This is a genomic window from Streptomyces sp. NPDC002306, from assembly GCF_053593435.1.
On record NZ_JBSFCK010000009.1, the window covers coordinates 64,885 to 82,068 of the forward strand.

The 17,184-nt window shown below is 73.7% G+C and carries 16 protein-coding genes; 11 read left to right on the top strand and 5 right to left on the bottom strand.

Features of this window, described 5'->3' with window-relative positions; all coding sequences use genetic code 11:
• Positions 1-27 precede the first annotated feature (27 nt).
• Together ACWCQK_RS19575 and ACWCQK_RS19580 are read left to right on the top strand one after the other, a co-directional pair.
• Positions 28-960 carry a LysR family transcriptional regulator gene (locus ACWCQK_RS19575; protein ID WP_451156440.1) on the top strand — a complete coding sequence of 311 codons (933 nt, stop codon included), beginning with the start codon at positions 28-30 and terminating at the stop codon, positions 958-960.
• A 105-nt stretch (positions 961-1,065) separates the two neighbouring features.
• Positions 1,066-2,100, top strand: a complete 1,035-nt coding sequence (locus ACWCQK_RS19580) for a phosphotransferase (protein ID WP_451156442.1) — start codon at positions 1,066-1,068, stop codon at positions 2,098-2,100.
• Here ACWCQK_RS19580 and ACWCQK_RS19585 read toward each other — a convergent pair.
• Both ACWCQK_RS19585 and ACWCQK_RS19590 read right to left on the bottom strand, forming a co-directional pair.
• A complete protein-coding gene (locus ACWCQK_RS19585; protein WP_451156444.1) occupies positions 2,084-2,770 on the bottom strand; it encodes a gamma-glutamyl-gamma-aminobutyrate hydrolase family protein in 687 nt (228 codons plus the stop codon). The genes ACWCQK_RS19580 and ACWCQK_RS19585 overlap by 17 nt on opposite strands.
• Before the next feature lie 90 nt (positions 2,771-2,860).
• Positions 2,861-3,613: a FadR/GntR family transcriptional regulator gene (locus ACWCQK_RS19590; RefSeq protein ID WP_451156446.1), complete on the bottom strand. Its 753-nt coding sequence runs from the start codon at positions 3,611-3,613 to the stop codon at positions 2,861-2,863.
• A gap of 82 nt (positions 3,614-3,695) precedes the next feature.
• Between ACWCQK_RS19590 and ACWCQK_RS19595 the strand changes: the two genes are divergently transcribed.
• From ACWCQK_RS19595 to ACWCQK_RS19605, 3 genes are all read left to right on the top strand, one after another.
• Positions 3,696-5,066 carry a glutamine synthetase family protein gene (locus ACWCQK_RS19595; RefSeq protein ID WP_451156448.1) on the top strand — a complete coding sequence of 457 codons (1,371 nt, stop codon included), beginning with the start codon at positions 3,696-3,698 and terminating at the stop codon, positions 5,064-5,066.
• Positions 5,067-5,188: 122 nt separating this feature from the next.
• Positions 5,189-6,544, top strand: a complete 1,356-nt coding sequence (locus ACWCQK_RS19600; RefSeq protein WP_451156866.1) for an aldehyde dehydrogenase family protein — start codon at positions 5,189-5,191, stop codon at positions 6,542-6,544.
• Positions 6,541-7,332, top strand: coding sequence for a 3-oxoacyl-ACP reductase (locus tag ACWCQK_RS19605; protein ID WP_451156450.1), 792 nt, complete (start codon positions 6,541-6,543; stop codon positions 7,330-7,332). The genes ACWCQK_RS19600 and ACWCQK_RS19605 overlap by 4 nt, the downstream gene beginning before the upstream one ends.
• A 40-nt stretch (positions 7,333-7,372) precedes the next feature.
• On the opposite strand, the gene ACWCQK_RS19610 is transcribed toward ACWCQK_RS19605, so the two are convergent.
• Positions 7,373-8,575, bottom strand: coding sequence for an amino acid deaminase/aldolase (locus tag ACWCQK_RS19610; RefSeq protein ID WP_451156452.1), 1,203 nt, complete (start codon positions 8,573-8,575; stop codon positions 7,373-7,375).
• A gap of 1,906 nt (positions 8,576-10,481) precedes the next feature.
• Here ACWCQK_RS19610 and ACWCQK_RS19615 point away from each other — a divergent pair.
• Both ACWCQK_RS19615 and mycP read left to right on the top strand, forming a co-directional pair.
• Entirely contained in the window at positions 10,482-11,600 is a 1,119-nt protein-coding gene (locus tag ACWCQK_RS19615; protein WP_451156454.1) for a hypothetical protein, read from the top strand.
• On the top strand, positions 11,597-12,781 hold the full coding sequence (gene mycP, locus ACWCQK_RS19620; protein ID WP_451156456.1) for a type VII secretion-associated serine protease mycosin: 1,185 nt from the start codon (positions 11,597-11,599) through the stop codon (positions 12,779-12,781). Before ACWCQK_RS19615 ends, mycP begins: the two co-directional genes overlap by 4 nt.
• Before the next feature lie 104 nt (positions 12,782-12,885).
• Here the strand turns inward: mycP and ACWCQK_RS19625 are convergent, their stop codons facing one another.
• The gene (locus ACWCQK_RS19625) at positions 12,886-13,887 is read right to left on the bottom strand and encodes a serine hydrolase (protein ID WP_451156458.1); all 1,002 of its coding nucleotides are present in this window, start codon (positions 13,885-13,887) and stop codon (positions 12,886-12,888) included.
• 149 nt (positions 13,888-14,036) lie between these two features.
• On the opposite strand from ACWCQK_RS19625, the gene ACWCQK_RS19630 reads away from it, so the two are divergent.
• Positions 14,037-14,768 (top strand): SseB family protein, encoded by a 732-nt coding sequence (locus ACWCQK_RS19630; RefSeq protein WP_451156460.1) that lies wholly within the window; start codon positions 14,037-14,039, stop codon positions 14,766-14,768.
• 49 nt (positions 14,769-14,817) lie between these two features.
• Here ACWCQK_RS19630 and ACWCQK_RS19635 read toward each other — a convergent pair whose 3' ends face one another.
• Complete coding sequence (locus ACWCQK_RS19635) at positions 14,818-15,195, bottom strand: DUF1844 domain-containing protein (protein ID WP_451156462.1); 378 nt, start codon at positions 15,193-15,195, stop codon at positions 14,818-14,820.
• Positions 15,196-15,555: 360 nt separating this feature from the next.
• On the opposite strand from ACWCQK_RS19635, the gene infC reads away from it, so the two are divergent.
• From infC to rplT, 3 genes are all read left to right on the top strand, one after another.
• Positions 15,556-16,281, top strand: a complete 726-nt coding sequence (infC, locus tag ACWCQK_RS19640) for a translation initiation factor IF-3 (protein WP_451156463.1) — start codon at positions 15,556-15,558, stop codon at positions 16,279-16,281.
• A 106-nt stretch (positions 16,282-16,387) separates the two neighbouring features.
• A complete protein-coding gene (rpmI, locus tag ACWCQK_RS19645; protein ID WP_003977225.1) occupies positions 16,388-16,582 on the top strand; it encodes a 50S ribosomal protein L35 in 195 nt (64 codons plus the stop codon).
• Between the two features lie 99 nt (positions 16,583-16,681).
• A complete protein-coding gene (rplT, locus tag ACWCQK_RS19650; RefSeq protein WP_162469411.1) occupies positions 16,682-17,065 on the top strand; it encodes a 50S ribosomal protein L20 in 384 nt (127 codons plus the stop codon).
• The last annotated feature ends 119 nt before the right edge of the window (positions 17,066-17,184 follow it).

A 17,184-nucleotide genomic window follows, 5' to 3' on the forward strand; every position in this document is an offset into this window, starting at 1 on the left:
GTCTCTATGGGGGCATAAGGTGGGCTTATGAGCGAGACGCGTGGGCAGGGTGGGGCAGCGGAGACGGGCGGCTCGATCGCGCACCGGGTCCCGGACCTCGGTGCGCTGGAGCTGCTGATCGCCGTGGCCCGGCTGGGCAGCCTCGGCGGGGCGGCGCGCGAACTCGGCATCACCCAGCCCGCCGCCAGCAGCCGGATCCGCTCGATGGAACGCCGGCTGGGGCTGGCGCTGGTGGACCGTTCACCGCGCGGCTCCCGGCTCACGGACGCCGGTGCGCTGGTGACGGACTGGGCGCGACGGGTCGTCGAGGCGGCGGAGGCCTTCGACGCGGGAGCGCAGGCCCTGCGCGACCGCCGTGACTCCCGGCTGCGGGTGGCGGCGAGCATGACGATCGCCGAGTATCTGCTGCCGGGCTGGCTGCTCGCGCTGCGCGCCCAGCGCCCCGACACCGCGGTGTCGCTGCTGGCCGGGAACTCGACGGTGGTGGCGGAACGGCTGCTGTCCGGCGAGGCGGACCTGGGTTTCGTGGAAGGCCTCGACGTCCCGTCCGGTCTGGACTCCGCGGTCATCGCCCACGACCGGCTGATCGTGGTGACGGCTCCCGGCCACCCCTGGGCCCGCCGCCGGAGCGCCCTGACGGCCGAGGAACTGGCCGCGACGCCGCTGATCCTGCGGGAGCAGGGCTCGGGCACCCGGCAGGTGCTGGACGTGGCGCTGGGCGGCCTGGCCCGGCCGTTGATCGAGCTGTCGTCGACGACGGCCGTGAAGGCGGCCGCGGTCAGCGGCGCGGGACCCGCGGTGCTGAGCGAACTGGCGGTGGGGGAGGAACTGGCGACGCGCCGGCTGGTCGGCATTCCCGTGGAGGGCGTCGCGCTGCGCCGCGGCCTGCGAGCGGTCTGGCCGACGGGCCACCGCCCGGTGGGCCCGGCGAGGGAACTCCTGTCGCTGACACAGGGCTAGTTCTGGTCCTCGCTTGCGAACCTCGGGGCCGAGGGAGGGGGCGGAAGGGGAGGCGGGGGTGAAAACCCGTGGCCCGCCGTCCCCGCCCACCAGCACCATGACCGCATGCCCCCGCCGCACACCACCCCGCCGCACAGCACTCCGCCACCCACCACTTCGCCGCACACCGCCCATCCCGCCACCGGTCGTCCCCTCAGCGCCCCGGCCGCCACCGGTGTCCGAACCCCCTGGGAGGCCCTGCCCGCCGAGGTGCGGGACGCCGTCGCGCGGCTGCTCGGCGGTCCCGTCGTCGACGCCCGCACCCAGTCCGGAGGCTTCTCCCCGGGCGTGGCCGCCCGCCTGCGTACCGCCGACGGCCGCCGCGCCTTCGCCAAGGCGGTCAACGCGCGGGGCAACCCCGACAGCCCGGCCCTGCACCGGGCGGAGGCCCGCAACGCCGCCGCGCTCCCGCGCGCCGTTCCCGCCCCGCGCCTGCTGGGCATGTACGACGACGGCACCTGGGTCGCGCTGGTCTTCGAGGAGGTGGCGGGACGCCAGCCGCACATCCCGTGGCGGCCGGCCGAGCTGCGGCGGGTGCTCGACGCGGTGGCGGACCTCGGCCGTACCCTCACCCCGGCGCCCTTCGCCGCCCCGCCCGCCGCCGAGCACCTCGCCGACGCCTTCGACGGCTGGCGGCGGCTGAGCGACGGCGCGGCCGGCGACGTACGCGGAAGGCTGGACGACTGGAGCGTGGCCCACCTGGCGGAGCTGGCCGAACTCGCCGCCGCCTGGCCCGAGTCGGTCGCCGGCGACACCCTCGCCCATGCCGACCTGCGCGCGGACAACCTGCTGCTCACGGACGACGGAGGCGTCGTGTTCGTCGACTGGCCACACGCCCTGCGTGCCGCGCCCTGGTTCGACCTGCTGGTGATGCTGCCGTGCGTGCGCGCCCAGGGTAGCCCGGACCCGCAGGAGGTGTTCACCAGGTACCCGGCGGGCCGGGACGCGGACCCCGGCGCGGTCACCGCCGCCCTGGCCGGTCTCGCCGGATACTTCCTCGCACACGCGCTGCTGCCCACGCCGCCCGGTCTGCCCACCCTCCGCGCCTTCCAGCGGGCACAGGGGGAAGCAGCCGTGGCATGGCTCAGGTCGCGGCTGTGACCAGGGCCCGCATCACCCGCAGGTCCTCGCCCATCTCCGGGTGCCACTGCACGCCCAGTACCCACCCCGCCGCGGCCGGCAGCTCGACCGCCTCGACGGTCCCGTCCTCCGCGTAGGCCGACACCACCAGGTCCGCGCCGAGGCGGTCCACGGCCTGGTGGTGGAAGGTCGGTACGGCCGTCTCCTCCGGTACGACACCGGCGTACAGCGTGCCCGGGACCGGCTTGACCGAGTGCCGGCCGAAGACCCCGACCACGTCCGCGTGCCCGTCGACATGCTGGACGAGGGTGCCGCCGACGGCGACGTTCAGCAGCTGCATGCCACGGCAGATGCCCAGCAGCGGGACGCGGGCGGCGAGCGCCGCCTCGATCAGGGCGAGCTCCCAGGCGTCCCGGGCCCGGGCGGGCGGCCCGGTGCGGGGGTCGGGGTCGGCGCCGTAGCGGACGGGTTCGACGTCCGGGCCGCCCGCGATCACCAGCCCGTCCAGCCGGGCCACGGTCGCCGCCGCCCGCCCCGGCTCGTCCGGCGGCAGCATCGCGGCGAGACCGCCGGCCCGCTGGACGAGCCGCGGGTACCCGGCGGGCAGCAGCGCCGCCTCCATCTCCCAGACGCCCCAGCGGGTCCCGGACTCCAGATACGTGCTGACGCCGATCAGCGGCCTGTGCGCCATGCGCCCTCCCACCTTGTGCAATGGATTGCCCTCATACCTTTGCCGAGGTGACCGGTGCGGGGCAAACGGTCCGCCCCACCGCCCCCGCCCTCACGCCAGGAATCCCCGCAGCAGGGCCGCCGTGCCCGCGCAGTGCTCCCGCATCATCTCCCGCGCCCCGTCCGCGTCCCCGTCCAGCACCGCCTCGACCAGCGCGGTGTGCTGGCGCTGCGAGTGCTCCAGGTTGCGCACGAGCAGCGGTATGCAGTCCAGCAGTTCGTTCACCGAGGCCCGTACGCCCGCGTACCGCGCGGTCAGCGACGGGGAACCGCACAGCTCGGCCAGCGTGAGGTGCAGCAGCGTGTCCCGCCGCCGGTAGTCCGCGAGCGGCGCGTCATGCGTGCGGGCCAGCGCCTCGCGCAGCCGGGCCGCCCGTTCGTCCGTCAGCCCGTGCGCCGCGCACAGCCCGGCCGCGCCCACCTCCAGCACCTCGCGGAAGCGCAGTACGTCCTCGATGTCGACCTCGGCGATCCGGCGCCGCAGCTCGTCCTCGCCGACGGCGTCCGGGCGCGCCAGCACGAACGTGCCGCCGTACCGTCCCCGGCGCGACTCCACCAGGCCCTGGTCCTGGAGCACCTTCAGCACCTCGCGCAGGGTGACCCGGCTGATCCCGAGCCGCTCCGCCAGCTCCCGCTCGGCCGGCAGCCGTCCGCCGCCGGGCACCAGCCCCAGCCGTACGACCTGGAGGATCTGCTCCAGGGCCTCCTCGAAACCGTTGCCCGCCCGCACCGGCCGCAGCACCGGTCCCAGCCGGTCGTCCGGTCCGGCGGCGGCCGGCCTTCCCCGGTCCGTGTCCTGCGACATCCGGCCGCATCCCCTTCCCAAGCAATGGTCCCCAGCAATACCTTATGACTCCTGATCCCAAGAAGGCGAAGGAGGCCCTCCCGTGGCAGACCGCACGCCCCCGCTGAGCGTCGAGGCGCTGCGCGACCTCGTCGCGAGCGGTGAGATCGACACTGTCGTCCTGGCCTTCCCCGACATGCAAGGGCGTCTCCAGGGCAAGCGGTTCGCCGCCCCGTTCTTCCTCGACGAAGTGCTGGAGCACGGCACCGAGGGGTGCAACTACCTCCTCGCCGTCGACGCCGAGATGAACACGGTCGACGGGTACGCCATGTCGTCCTGGGAGCGGGGCTACGGCGACTTCGCCATGCACCCGGACCTGTCCACCCTGCGCCGCGTGCCCTGGAACGCCGGTACCGCCCTGGTGATCGCCGACCTCGCCTGGAACGACGGCTCCCCGGTGGTCGCCGCGCCCCGGCAGGTCCTGCGCCGCCAGCTGGAACGGCTCGCCGAACACGGGTTCACCGCCCAGGTCGGCACCGAGCTGGAGTTCATCGTCTTCAAGGACACCTACGAGCAGGCCTGGGACGCCAACTACCGGGCGCTGACGCCGGTCAACCAGTACAACATCGACTACTCGGTGCTCGGCACCGGCCGGATCGAGCCCCTGCTGCGCCGCATCCGCAACGAGATGGCGGGCGCCGGTCTCACCGTGGAGTCCGCCAAGGGCGAGTGCAACCCCGGCCAGCACGAGATCGCCTTCCGCTACGACGAGGCCCTCGTCACCTGCGACCAGCACGCCGTCTACAAGACCGGCGCCAAGGAGATCGCCGCCCAGGAAGGCGTCTCGCTCACCTTCATGGCCAAGTACAACGAGCGCGAGGGCAACTCCTGCCACATCCACCTCTCGCTCGCCGACGCGGACGGCGCGAACGCCATGGCGGGCACCGCCGACGACCCCGACGGGATGTCCGCCGTCATGCGGCACTTCCTCGCCGGGCAACTCGCCGCGCTGCGCGACTTCGCGCTGCTCTACGCCCCCAACATCAACTCCTACAAGCGTTTCCAGCCGGGCTCCTTCGCGCCGACCGCCGTCGCCTGGGGCAACGACAACCGCACCTGCGCGCTGCGCGTGGTCGGTCACGGCCGCTCGATGCGGTTCGAGAACCGGCTCCCCGGCGGTGACGTCAACCCGCACCTCGCCGTCGCCGCCCTGGTCGCGGCCGGGCTGTACGGCATCGAGCAGAAGCTGGAACTGCCCGAGGCGTGCGCGGGCAACGCCTACACCGCCGGGTTCGACCACGTTCCCACCACGCTGCGCGAGGCCGCCGACCTCTGGTCGAACAGCCCGATCGCCCGGGCGGCCTTCGGGGACGAGGTCGTCGCGCACTACCGCAACATGGCCCGCGTCGAGCTGGAGGCCTTCGACGCCGCGGTCACCGACTGGGAGCTGCGCCGCTCCTTCGAACGCATGTGAGGCCCTTCTTGTCGCACGAGCACGAACACGACCACGAGCACGAGCAGCCGTACGGAGCGCCGTACGGGAAGTCGTCAGGGCCGTCCTACGCGTCCGAGCAGCCCTACGCGTCCGAGCTGCGGGTGCTCAACCCCGCCACCGAGGAGGTCGTCGCGACCGTGCCGGCCGCCACCGCGGCCGACGTGGACGCGGCCGTGGCACGCGCCGCCCGGGCGCAGGTCCGCTGGGCCGGCCTCGCGCCGGGCGACCGCGCCCGGCTGCTGCGCCGGTTCGCCACCGTCGTCGACGAACACGTCGAGGAACTGGCGCGGTTGGAGGTCCGGGAGGCCGGCCACACCGTCGGCAACGCCCGCTGGGAGGCGGGCAACGTCCGCGACCTGCTCGACTACGCCGCCGGGGGAGTGGAGCGGCTGACGGGCCGCCAGATCCCGGTGGCCGGCGGCCTCGACGTGACGATCCTCGAACCGCTCGGCGTCGTCGGCGTGATCGCCCCCTGGAACTTCCCCCTGCCCATCGCGGCCTGGGGCACGGCTCCGGCGCTCGCGGCGGGCAACGCGGTCATCCTCAAGCCCGCCGAGACGACACCGCTGACCGCTCTGCGCCTCGCCGAACTCGCCCTGGAGGCCGGGCTGCCGGAGCACCTCCTCCAGGTGCTCCCCGGCCACGGGCCGGTCACCGGCAACGCGCTCGTCGAGCACCCAGGCGTCGCCAAGATCGTCTTCACCGGGTCCACGAGCGTGGGCAAACAGGTGTTGACCAAGGGCTCGGCACTGCTCAAGCGCGTCACCCTCGAACTCGGCGGCAAGAGCCCGAACATCGTCTTCGCCGACGCGGACCTGGAGGTCGCCGCCGCCGCCGCCCCCATGGCCTTCCTCGACAACTCCGGCCAGGACTGCTGCGCCCGCACCCGCATCCTCGTCCAGCGGTCGGTCCACGACCGCTTCCTCGACCTGCTCGCCCCCGCGATCGAGTCCGTCCTCGTCGGCGACCCGGCCGACGAGCGGACCCAGATGGGCCCGCTGATCTCCAACGCCCAGCTGGACCGGGTGCGTTCGTACGTCGACGCGGCCGCCCCCGGCATCCGCGGCAAGGCACCCGAAGGCCCGGGCTTCTGGTTCCCGCCCACCGTCCTCACCGGCGTCGACCCCCACGCGCGCGTGGCGGTCGAGGAGGTCTTCGGGCCGGTCGCCGTCGTCCTGCCCTTCGAGGACGAGGCGGAGGCCGTGGCCCTGGCCAACGCCACCGACTACGGCCTCTCCGGCTCCATCTGGACCCGGGACGTCGGCCGCGCCCTGCGCGTCTCGGGGGCCGTCCGGGCGGGCAACCTGTCGGTCAACTCCCATTCCAGCGTCCGCTACTGGACCCCCTTCGGCGGCTTCAAGCAGTCCGGCATCGGCCGTGAACTCGGCCCGGACGCCCTCGCCGCCTTCACCGAGACCAAGAACGTCTTCATCAGCACGGAGGGCCCCGCACAGTGACCGCTCAGACCCCTGACCCCGTCTGCCGCCGCCTGGTCGGCCGCACCGCCGTCATCACCGGAGCCGGCAGCGGCATCGGCCTCGCCACCGCGCGCCGGCTCGCCTCCGAGGGTGCCCACGTCGTCTGCGGCGACGTCGACGACGCCCGCGGGAAGGCCGCCGCCGAGGAGGTCGGCGGAATCTTCGTGAAGGTCGACGTCACCGACCCCGAGCAGGTCGAAGCGCTGTTCAAGACCGCCTACGACACCTACGGCAGCGTCGACATCGCCTTCAACAACGCGGGCATCTCCCCGCCCGACGACGACTCCATCCTGGAGACGGGCCTGGAGGCCTGGAAGCGCGTCCAGGAGGTCAACCTCACCTCCGTCTACCTGTGCTGCAAGGCCGCCATCCCCTACATGCGCCGCCAGGGCAAGGGCTCCATCATCAACACGGCGTCCTTCGTGGCCCGGATGGGCGCCGCCACGTCCCAGATCTCCTACACGGCCTCCAAGGGCGGCGTCCTCGCCATGTCCCGTGAACTGGGCGTGCAGTTCGCCCGCGAGGGCATCCGGGTCAACGCCCTGTGCCCCGGACCCGTCAACACCCCGCTGCTCCGGGAGCTGTTCGCCAAGGACCCGGAGCGGGCCGCCCGCCGCCTGGTCCACATCCCGGTCGGCCGGTTCGCCGAGGCCGAGGAGATCGCCGCCGCCGTCGCCTTCCTCGCCAGCGACGACTCCTCGTTCGTGAACGCCAGCGACTTCCTCGTGGACGGCGGCATCTCCGGCGCGTACGTCACCCCGCTGTAGCGGGTACGGCGGCGCACGGCCCCGGCGTACCCGCCGCCTCCTAGAGGAAGGTGTGGCCCTCGCCGCGATACGTCGGGGCCGTCGCCGTCACCGCGTCCCCCTCGATCAGGTGCAGTACGTCGAACCGCTCGCACAGTTCACCGGCCTTGGCGTGCCGGAACCACACCTTGTCGCCGACGAGCAGGTCGTCGGCGGGGGAGCCGAGCAGCGGGGTCTGCACCTCGCCGGCGCCCTCCTGGGGGTCGTAGCGCAGCCCCTCGGGCAGGTACGGCACCGGGACCCGGTCCGGCCCGGCGGCGCCCGAGGCGGGGTAGCCGCCGCCCAGGACGGTCACGATCCCGACGCCCGGCCTGCGCACCACCGGCTGGGCGAAGAGGGCGGCCGGACGCCCGCTGAAGGACGTGTAGTTGTCGAACAGCCTCGGCACGTAAAGCCCGGAGCCGGCCGCTATCTCGGTCACCGCGTCCTCGGCGGCGGTGTGCTGCACGCTGCCGGTGCCGCCGCCGTTGACGTACTCCAGGTCGGGGACGACGGCCCGGACCGCCCGCACGACCTCGGCGCGCCGCTCGGCCAACTCCCTGCGGGCGGTCGCCTGCATCAGGCGGATGGCGCGGGAGCGCAGGGGCCGTCCGGCCAGCGAGTCGCCCACCCCGGCGACATGACCCTCGTACGCCATGATCCCCACGACCTTGAACCCCGGCCGCCGGGTCACCGTGCGCGCCAGCTCGGCGACCTGCTCGGCGGTGTGCAGCGGCGAGCGCAGCGCCCCCACCCGCACCCGGCCGCCGAACAGCTTCAGGGCGGTGTCCAACTCCAGGCAGACGCGCACGACTTCGCTGCCGCCGGAGCGGGCGGCGTCGATCAGGTCGAGCTGCGCGGGATCGTCGACCATCACGGTCACGGCCGCGGCGAGCTTCGGGTCGCCGGTCAGTTCGGCGAAGGCCGTGCGGTCGGCCGAGGGGTAGGCGAGCAGGATGTCGTCGAATCCGGAGCGGGCCAGCCAGAGCGACTCGGCGAGGGTGAAGGACATGATGCCCGCGAAGCCGTCCTTCGCCAGGACGCGTTCGAGCAGCGCCCGGCAGCGGACGGACTTGCTGGCGACCCGGATCGGTTTGCCGCCGGCCCGGCGGACGAGATCCTCCGCGTTGGCGTCGAAGGCGTCCAGGTCCACGATCGCGAGGGGGGCGTCGAGATGGGCGGTGGCCCGGTCGTAACGGGCCCTGTCGGCGGCGCGCGCAGTCATGAACGAAGCCTGCCAGACAGGATTACCGCAGGGTAGGGGGACGTTCCGGGCAGATGCCCCGGCCTCGCGGACTGGTTCCCGTTCGCCCCTGAACAAGCCGTAGAGTGACGCGCACGCACGGAGGAACGACGCCGGTCGCAGGTCCGGGCCGGGATGACGCTCCGTCCGTGCGGGTATGCGTGCCCGAGGCGAGCCGATCCGTACCGGGTATCCCGGGCGCGAGCGGGACGGCGGCCCGCGCACGAGAACGACGGCCCGGGTACGAGGAAACGGGGGGTGCATGAGCACGGAAGCGCGTCGCGCCCCCATCCCCCCACGCCCCACCACACCCCCGCCCACGGGCCCCTCCGACACCCCGGTGAGCGACACCACGTCCCCCGAACCCACACCGCCACCCCTGCCTCCGGACCCGCCGGCCGAGGCGCCGCGGGGCCCGGCCGCGAGCACGGCCGACGGCGGCGCGAGGACCGGTACGGACCCCTCCGTGCCGGGTGCGCCGCAGGCAGGCTCACGCTTCCCGAGCTTCCGGCCCGCCCCCACCCGACCCGGCGCCCCGACAACCCCACCCCCACCACCGGCCTCGGCCCGCTTCCCGGACACCCCGCCGCAGGGTTCGGCGGCTTCGCCGGGCACTCCGTTGCCGGGTTCGGCCCGTCGTACGGACGCGACGCCGTCGGGTACGGCCTCCTCGGGTCGTTTCCCGGACGCCCCGCCGTCGGGCTCGGCGGGCTCCCTGGGCGGTCCGCCGTCGGGTTCGGCCCCCTCGGCGCGTTTCGCGGACGCGCCGCCGTCCGGCTCGCCCCGTTTCTCGGAAGCCCCGCCGTCCGCCTCTACCCGGTTCCCGGACGCCCCGTCGGCCCCCGGCCGCCCGGCGCGGGACGCCGGTCGTGACCCGGGTCGTGGAAACGCCGGCAGCGAGCCAGGAGCGGGGGCCGGTGCTTCAGGCGGTCGGCCCGCGCGCCCGAGTCACTGGCCCGTGGCGCAGCCGACGCGTTCCGGCGTACCGCCCGAGTCGTCCTCGGAGCCGACCGTAGGCCTCCGCCGCCAGGTCCCCCCGGCGTCACAGCCCGAACCCGCCACCGACCGCGATGGCGCCCCCTCGGCACCGACGGGCCGTCCCGGCACCACGGCCGTCCCGCCTCGTCCGGCGGCAGGCCCCGGTACCGCACCGCCCGCGGAATCCTTCCGCCACCCCGGAACCGGGGAGGTGCCACCGCGCCCGGAAAGCCGTCCCGGTCCTTTGCCGACCGACGCGTTCAGCCGTCCCGGGACGCCGGCCGGTGTGCCGCCCAGGCCCGGCAGCCGGCCCGGTGTCCCGTCCGGCGAGGCCTTCGACGGCTCCACGTCCGGGGCTGTACCGCCCCGCCCGGACACCCGCCCCGATTCCCCGTCCGCCGACGCTTTCCGGCGCCCGGGTTCCGGGGGCGTGCCGTCCCGTCCGGGTGGTGGCCCCTCAGCCGACGTCTTCCGGCGGCCTGGTTCCGAAGCTGTGCCTCCCCGGCCGGACAGTCGGCCCGGCTCCGCGTCCGCCGACGGTTTCCGGCGTCCCGGTTCCGGGGGTGTGCCGTCCCGGCCGGACGGGCGGCCCGGCGTGCCGTCCGACGACGTTTTCAGCGGCGGGTTCGGGTCCGGGGCCGTACCGCCCCGCCCTGACAGCCGCCCCGACTCCACCTCCGCCGATGCTTTCCGGCGTCCGGGTTCCGAGGGTGTGCCGTCGCGGCTGGGCGGTGGCCCCTCAGCCGACGTCTTCCGGCGGCCTGGTTCCGAAGGTGTGCCTCCCCGGCCGGACGGTCGCCCCGACTCCCCGTCCGCCGATGCTTTCCGGCGTCCGGGTTCCGAGGGTGTGCCGTCGCGGCCGGGCGGTGGCCCCTCCGTCGACGCTTTCCAGCCGGCCGGTGTCGAAGGCGTGCCTCCCCGCCCGGGCGGTGGCCCCACTTCCGCCGACGCCTTCCAGCCGTCCGGTTCCCCCAGCCTGGCGCCGCCGCCGGGTGAGGGCGTTCCGGCCGCGCGGTCCGGCCAGGGGACCGCGCCCCCGCGGCCCGGCACCGTGCCGCCGGGGCGGTCCGGGCCGGACGACGGCGGGGGCATACGTGATGCCTGGACGCCGGGCACCTCCCCCATACCGCCGCACACCGGCGGCACCCCCGCGCCCCTCACCCCGGACCCCGCGCTCTCCTGGGGCGCCATGACGCCCGCCGCGGACCGGCCGGTCGTGACGTTCGGGGAACCGGAGGGGTACGACGGGCGGGCGCGGCCGCTCGCGATCGGCGCGCGCCTGCGGTCCCGTACCGCCGCCGTCACCGTCTGCGTGGTGCTCGGGATCGGGCTCATCGGCGGTGCCGCGACGGGCAGTTGGCTGACCGGCGGATCCGGGGAGGACGGTACCCGGGACTCCTTCACGGCGTCCGCCGAGCTGTGGCACGGCATCCCCGTCGACCAACTGTTCCCGCCCACCGTGGTGGGGACGGGAGCCGGCCCCGGGGGCGCCGACCGGACCTGGACCCGGATCGCCGTCGCCCCGGACACCGGCTGCCGCGACGCGTTCGACCCACTGCTGCGCAAGGCCCTCGCCCCCGTCGGCTGCTCGCGCCTGCTGCGCGCGACCTACACGGACGCGACCCGCAGCTACGTCACCACCGTCGGCCTGCTCTTCACCAAGGCCGACGCCACGGCCATGACCGCCCTGGACACCCGGTTCCAGAAGGAGCGCCTCGACCGCCGCCCCGACCTCATGCCCCGCCCGTACGCCGCGAAGGACACGGTCGCCGCCGCCTTCGGCGACAAGCAGCGTGCCTCGTGGACCGTCTCCGTCCTCACGGACACCCCCGTCGTCGTCTTCGCCGTCTCCGGCTGGGCCGACGGCCGTACCGTCGACGCACCCCAGCCCGCGGCCGACGCCACGCGGTCCGGCGCGACCACGGCCCCCGCCCAGGCCGGTCTCGGCAACGAGGCCCAGGGACTCGCCGACCGCATCGAACGCGCGTTCCGCAGGACCGCCGACGCGGCCACGGAGGAACCCTCGTGAACAGTCGTACGACACACCGCGCCGGGCTCGTGAGCGGTCTGCTCGCCGCCTCCCTCGCCCTGGTGCCGGCCGCCCCCGCGCACGCCGACGGGATCCGCGCCCAGCAGTGGGCGCTGGAGGCCATGCACACCCAGCAGGCCTGGCAGACCACGAAGGGCCGGGGCATCACCGTCGCCGTCCTCGACACCGGCGTCGAGGCCGACCACCCCGACCTCACCGGCAACGTCCTGACCGGCAAGGACATGGTCGGCTTCGGAGCCGGACCCGGCGACCGCTCCTGGGCCCGGCACGGCACCGCGATGGCCGGGATCATCGCCGGCCACGGACACGGCGCCGGCAACGGCGACGGTGTCCTGGGCATCGCCCCGGAGGCCAAGATCCTCCCCGTCCGCGTCATCCTGGAGGACGGCGACCCCTCCCGGTCCAAGGCCCGCAGCACCCGGGGCAACGCCCTCGCCGAAGGCATCCGCTGGGCCGCCGACCACGGCGCCGACGTCATCAACCTCTCCCTCGGCGACGACTCCGCCTCCGCGCACCCGGAACCCAGCGAGGACGAGGCCGTCCAGTACGCCCTCAAGAAGGGCGCCGTCGTCGTCGCCTCGTCCGGCAACGGCGGCGAGAAGGGCGACCACATCTCCTACCCGGCCGCCTACCCCGGCGTCATCGCCGCGACCGCCGTCGACCGCTACGGCACCCGCGCCTCCTTCTCCACCCGCCGCTGGTACGCCACCGTCAGCGCCCCCGGCGTCGACGTCGTCATCGCCGACCCGGACCACAGGTACTACGAGGGCTGGGGCACCAGCGCGGCCTCCGCCTTCGTCTCCGGCGCGGTGGCCCTCGTCAAGGCGGCCCACCCGGGCCTGAGCCCGGCGCAGATCAAGAAGCTCCTGGAGGACACCGCCCGCAACGCCCCCAGCAAGGGCCGTGACGACTCGCGCGGCTTCGGCTTCATCGACCCGGCCGCCGCCATCAAGGCCGCCGGCCGCCTCGACCCGGAGGGCCTGCGCGCCGCGTCGTACGGCGCGAAGTACTTCGGCTCGGGGCCCGACACCGCCGAGGCGGACGACGACACGGCCGGGTGGGCGGGCCCGCTCGCGGGCGGTGCGGGCGCGGTCCTGCTGGTCGCCGCGGTCGTCATCCGCCGGGGCCGTCGCGAGCCGTCGCACCACGACGGCTTCTAGGGCCAGGACCCGCCGGGCGGCCGGAACCTGCCCGGCGCACCACTCTCCCCCGACCCGACGCGACCCGACCCGACGTGCCGGGCCGTCCCCGTCGTCCCGGTCGGCTAGTCGGCGGCCGTGGTGGACGCCGAGGCGGCGGCCGACGCCCCGTCGCCGCCGGTGAACTCCGCGACCGCCGCCCGTGCCGCCGCCTCGACCAGCGCGATGCCCTTCGCCTGTGTCGTGTTGCCGTCGGACAGGACGACCACCAGGTAGTCGTGCCCGTCGGCCGTCACGCACCCGATGCTGTTGATGTCCCACAGCCCGGTGGTGCTGCGCGCCAGCCAGCCGTTCTTCAGCGCCCACGCGGAGCCGTCGGCGGCGGCCGAGACACCCCAGTGCTGGTCGACGGCGATCTGCCGCATCAGCCCCCGCACATACGACCGTGAGGCCTCGCTCAGCAGCGAGTCGTCCCCGAAGACCTGCCGGAGCAGCGTCAGTTGGTCGGCGGCCGTGGTCCGGGTCAGCCCCCACAGCATGTCGTCGCCGCCCGCGGTGTCCGTGAGCCCGAACCGCTTGTTCGCGGCGTCCAGCCCGCCCGCCTTGCCGATGATCCGCCACAGCGCCGACGCGGAGTCGTTGTCGCTGTTCTCGATCATCGCGGTGGCGTACGTCTTCTCCGCGGCGGTGAGATGCCGGCCCGCGTCCTGCGCCTGGAGCAGCAGCGTCGCGAGGATGTCGACCTTGACGATGCTCGCCGTGTCGAAGGCGGCGTCCCCGTAGGTGGCGCTCTGCCCGGACTCCAGGTCCAGTACCGCCGCCGACACCTTCGCCCGGTCCGGCACGGTCACCGCCGCCAGCGCGTCGGCCAGCAACTGATCCCGGTCCACCGCCGGCCGCGACACTGGCTCCACCGATTCCTCCCCGGCCGCCGACGGCGAGGACGTGGCCGACGGCGTTCCCGACGACGATACGGCGCCGCCGCCCGAGTGCGCCTGCGCCTTGACGTAGACGGTGCCCGCGGCCGTACCGCCGACGACGACGGCCACGGCGAGGGCCGCGTGGAACAGGGTGCGGCGGCGCGACGGACGGGGACGGCGGCGTCGGCGGGCTCCGGAGGACTCCATCCCGCGATGCTCGGGGCGTCGCCTGTGCGGGCCGTTAGACGTGGGTAAGAGGTTCGTCAGGGAAAAATGAGAAACCCGTGAATCCCGTGTCCGCCCGGTTTCAGGGGCCGCACAAGCGCAACAGCTTCCCCCCGATAGGGTCGGTGACCGTGGCGAACAAGAACATTCCCGACCCCGGCTTCTCCGACGACGACGGCTCCGCCGATCCCCGGCTGAGCGCGGCGCTCGCCGCCTGGGCCGAGGACCGCACCGCTGTCGGCCCCGTCCTTGAGGCCCTCAAGGGCGCCCGGCTGCTCGTCCCCGTCGTGGCCGTGCTCGGCGAGGTGGAGGAGGACGAGAACGGGCTGCGCCGCGAGAAGACCAGCGACATGGCCGTGCCGACGCTGAAGGCGGGCGGCCGCACGGCGCTCCCGGCCTTCACGTCCACCGACGCGCTGGCCCGCTGGGACGCGCAGGCCCGCCCCGTGGCCGTACCCCTGCACCAGGCCCTTCAGGCCGCGGCGCACGAGAAGGCGGACACGATCGTGCTGGACCTGGCCGGCCCGGTGGCCTACGAGCTGACGGCACCGGCGCTGCTGGCGCTCGCCGAGGGCCGTACGTCGACCGAGCCGCTCGCCGACCCGGCCGTCGTCGCCGCGGTACGCGCCGCGGTGGCCGCGGAGCCCGCCGTGCTGCGCGCCCACCTCGGCCCCGGGCAGGCCGACGGCACCCTCGCTCTCGTGCTGGACCCGGCCGTGCCGGCGGCCGAGACCGCCCGCGCCCTCGCCCAGCGGCTGGCCGCCGACGAGACACTGAGGGCCCGCCTGGTGCAGGGCCTCGACCTGGCCCTGCTGCCGGCCGGGACGACACCGCCGGGCGAGCCCCTGTTCGTCCGCGGATGAGTCAGGACGCGGCGGGAGGGATCAGGGCGACCGGAGGGGCTGTCGGGCCCTAGCCGTAGATCGCCCCGGTGTACTTCTCGCCGGGGCCCTGGCCGGGCTCGTCCGGGACGATCGACGCCTCGCGGAACGCCAGCTGGAGCGACTTCAGACCGTCGCGCAGCGGTGCCGCGTGGAACGAGCTGATCTCGGTCGCGCTCGCGTCCAGCAGACCGGCGAGGGCGTGCACCAGCTTGCGGGCCTCGTCCAGGTCCTTGTACTTGTCGCCCTCCTCGGTCAGACCGAGCTTCACGGCGGCGGCGCTCATCAGGTTGACGGCGACCGTCACGATCACCTCGACCGCGGGGACCTCGGCGATGTCGCGGGTCATGGCGTCGAAGTCGGTCGGGCCGGGGGTCTCGGGGGTGTCCGAGGGGGAGGTGTCACTCATGCCCCACACGATAGGTCCCGAGCGCCGGCCGGCCCCACTTGGCCTCAATTAGCCGTTCGAGCCCGTTCCTGCTAACCTTGCGTAACGACCGGTCGAATACGTATGCCCATGGCAGACGGGTCCGACCTACAAGTGGAGGCTTCGAACTCCCACCCGACCACCCTCCGGGGCGGCGGGTCACCGGTCAGGCGGCGCCATTTTCCATGATGGCGGTCCGCCCGATAGTGCGCCCCGCGTTCACCGCGGCGGTGCTCCGGTAGTTCGAGGAGCCCCGCCTGTGATCGTCCGGGGCATTTTTTGTGCGTCGGCGCGGTTAGGTCCAAGGATTAGAGACGTTACGCGGCTGTCCGCCAGACCGCCGTGTGGTGCTACCGAGGAGGATCCATCAGCACCGAGCCCCGCATCAACGACCGGATTCGCGTTCCCGAGGTGCGACTTGTCGGTCCCAGTGGCGAGCAGGTGGGCATCGTCCCGCTGGCCAAGGCGCTGGAGCTTGCGCAGGAGTACGACCTCGACCTGGTCGAGGTCGCGGCGAGCGCCCGCCCGCCGGTCTGCAAGCTCATGGACTACGGCAAGTTCAAGTACGAGTCGGCCATGAAGGCACGTGAGGCGCGCAAGAACCAGGCGCACACGGTCATCAAGGAAATGAAGCTCCGGCCGAAGATCGACCCGCACGACTATGACACCAAGAAGGGTCACGTCGTACGGTTCCTCAAGCAGGGCGACAAGGTCAAGATCACGATCATGTTCCGCGGCCGCGAGCAGTCCCGCCCCGAACTGGGCTACCGACTGCTGCAGCGTCTCGCGGAGGACGTCCAGGACCTCGGCTTCGTGGAGTCGAACCCGAAGCAGGACGGCCGAAACATGATCATGGTTCTCGGTCCGCACAAGAAGAAGACCGAGGCGATGGCCGAGGCCCGGCAGGCTCAGGAAGCCCGCAAGGCGGAAGCGAAGGCCAACCCCGGTCGCTCGCAGAACGCGGCGGACATCGACGCCGAGGCCGGGATCGACGACGTCGAGACCACCGAGGTCGAGGCCGGCGAGGTCACGACCGAGGCACCCGCCGAGGAGCACGCCGAGGCGTGATCCCCGGGACGCGAGTCCCAGGATGTAACCGATACAAGCGACGCTCCACCGTGCCCGGTTTAACGACCGGGCACCGGAGCGCCACCGACGAGGAGAGAACGGCGCTATGCCGAAGAACAAGTCGCACAGCGGTGCCAGCAAGCGCTTCAAGATCACCGGCTCCGGCAAGGTGCTCCGTGAGCGCGCCGGCAAGCGCCACCTGCTCGAGCACAAGTCGTCCCGCGTGACGCGCCGCCTCACCGGCAACGCCGAGATGGCCCCGGGCGACGCCGCGAAGATCAAGAAGCTTCTCGGCAAGTGACGTACGGGCGCCGCTGAGCGCCGTACGTCTGGACCGGGACCCCATCGATTCCGGGCCGTGTGACGACAACCACGGCCCCGCTACAAGGAGTTAAACAAAGTGGCACGCGTCAAGCGGGCAGTCAACGCCCACAAGAAGCGCCGGGCGATCCTCGAGGCGGCCTCCGGCTACCGCGGTCAGCGTTCGCGCCTGTACCGCAAGGCCAAGGAGCAGGTCACCCACTCGCTGGTCTACAACTACAACGACCGCAAGAAGCGCAAGGGCGACTTCCGTCAGCTGTGGATCCAGCGCATCAACGCCGCTGCCCGCCAGAACGGCATGACGTACAACCGCCTCATCCAGGGTCTGAAGGCCGCGAACGTCGAGGTCGACCGCAAGATCCTGGCCGAGCTGGCCGTCAACGACGCCGGTGCGTTCGCCGCGCTCGTCGAGGTCGCTCAGAAGGCGCTGCCGGCGGACGTGAACGCGCCGAAGGCTGCGTGACGCCGTACTGGCTTGAGCCGGACGTGACGTGATCGGACCCGCAGGCTGAGGAAGCCTGCGGGTCCGCTCCTGTCTGCCCGGCCGCGTCCGTCCCTGCGACGGTCTCCGTACGACGATCT

Coding starts and splice junctions, on each gene's coding strand:
- ACWCQK_RS19575 (WP_451156440.1), top strand. CDS start 28: ATGAGCGAGACGCGTGGGCAGGGTGGGGCAGCGGAGACGGGCGGCTCG.
- ACWCQK_RS19580 (WP_451156442.1), top strand. CDS start 1,066: ATGCCCCCGCCGCACACCACCCCGCCGCACAGCACTCCGCCACCCACC.
- ACWCQK_RS19585 (WP_451156444.1), bottom strand. CDS start 2,770: ATGGCGCACAGGCCGCTGATCGGCGTCAGCACGTATCTGGAGTCCGGG.
- ACWCQK_RS19590 (WP_451156446.1), bottom strand. CDS start 3,613: ATGTCGCAGGACACGGACCGGGGAAGGCCGGCCGCCGCCGGACCGGAC.
- ACWCQK_RS19610 (WP_451156452.1), bottom strand. CDS start 8,575: ATGACTGCGCGCGCCGCCGACAGGGCCCGTTACGACCGGGCCACCGCC.
- ACWCQK_RS19625 (WP_451156458.1), bottom strand. CDS start 13,887: ATGGAGTCCTCCGGAGCCCGCCGACGCCGCCGTCCCCGTCCGTCGCGC.
- ACWCQK_RS19635 (WP_451156462.1), bottom strand. CDS start 15,195: ATGAGTGACACCTCCCCCTCGGACACCCCCGAGACCCCCGGCCCGACC.
- rpmI (WP_003977225.1), top strand. CDS start 16,388: ATGCCGAAGAACAAGTCGCACAGCGGTGCCAGCAAGCGCTTCAAGATC.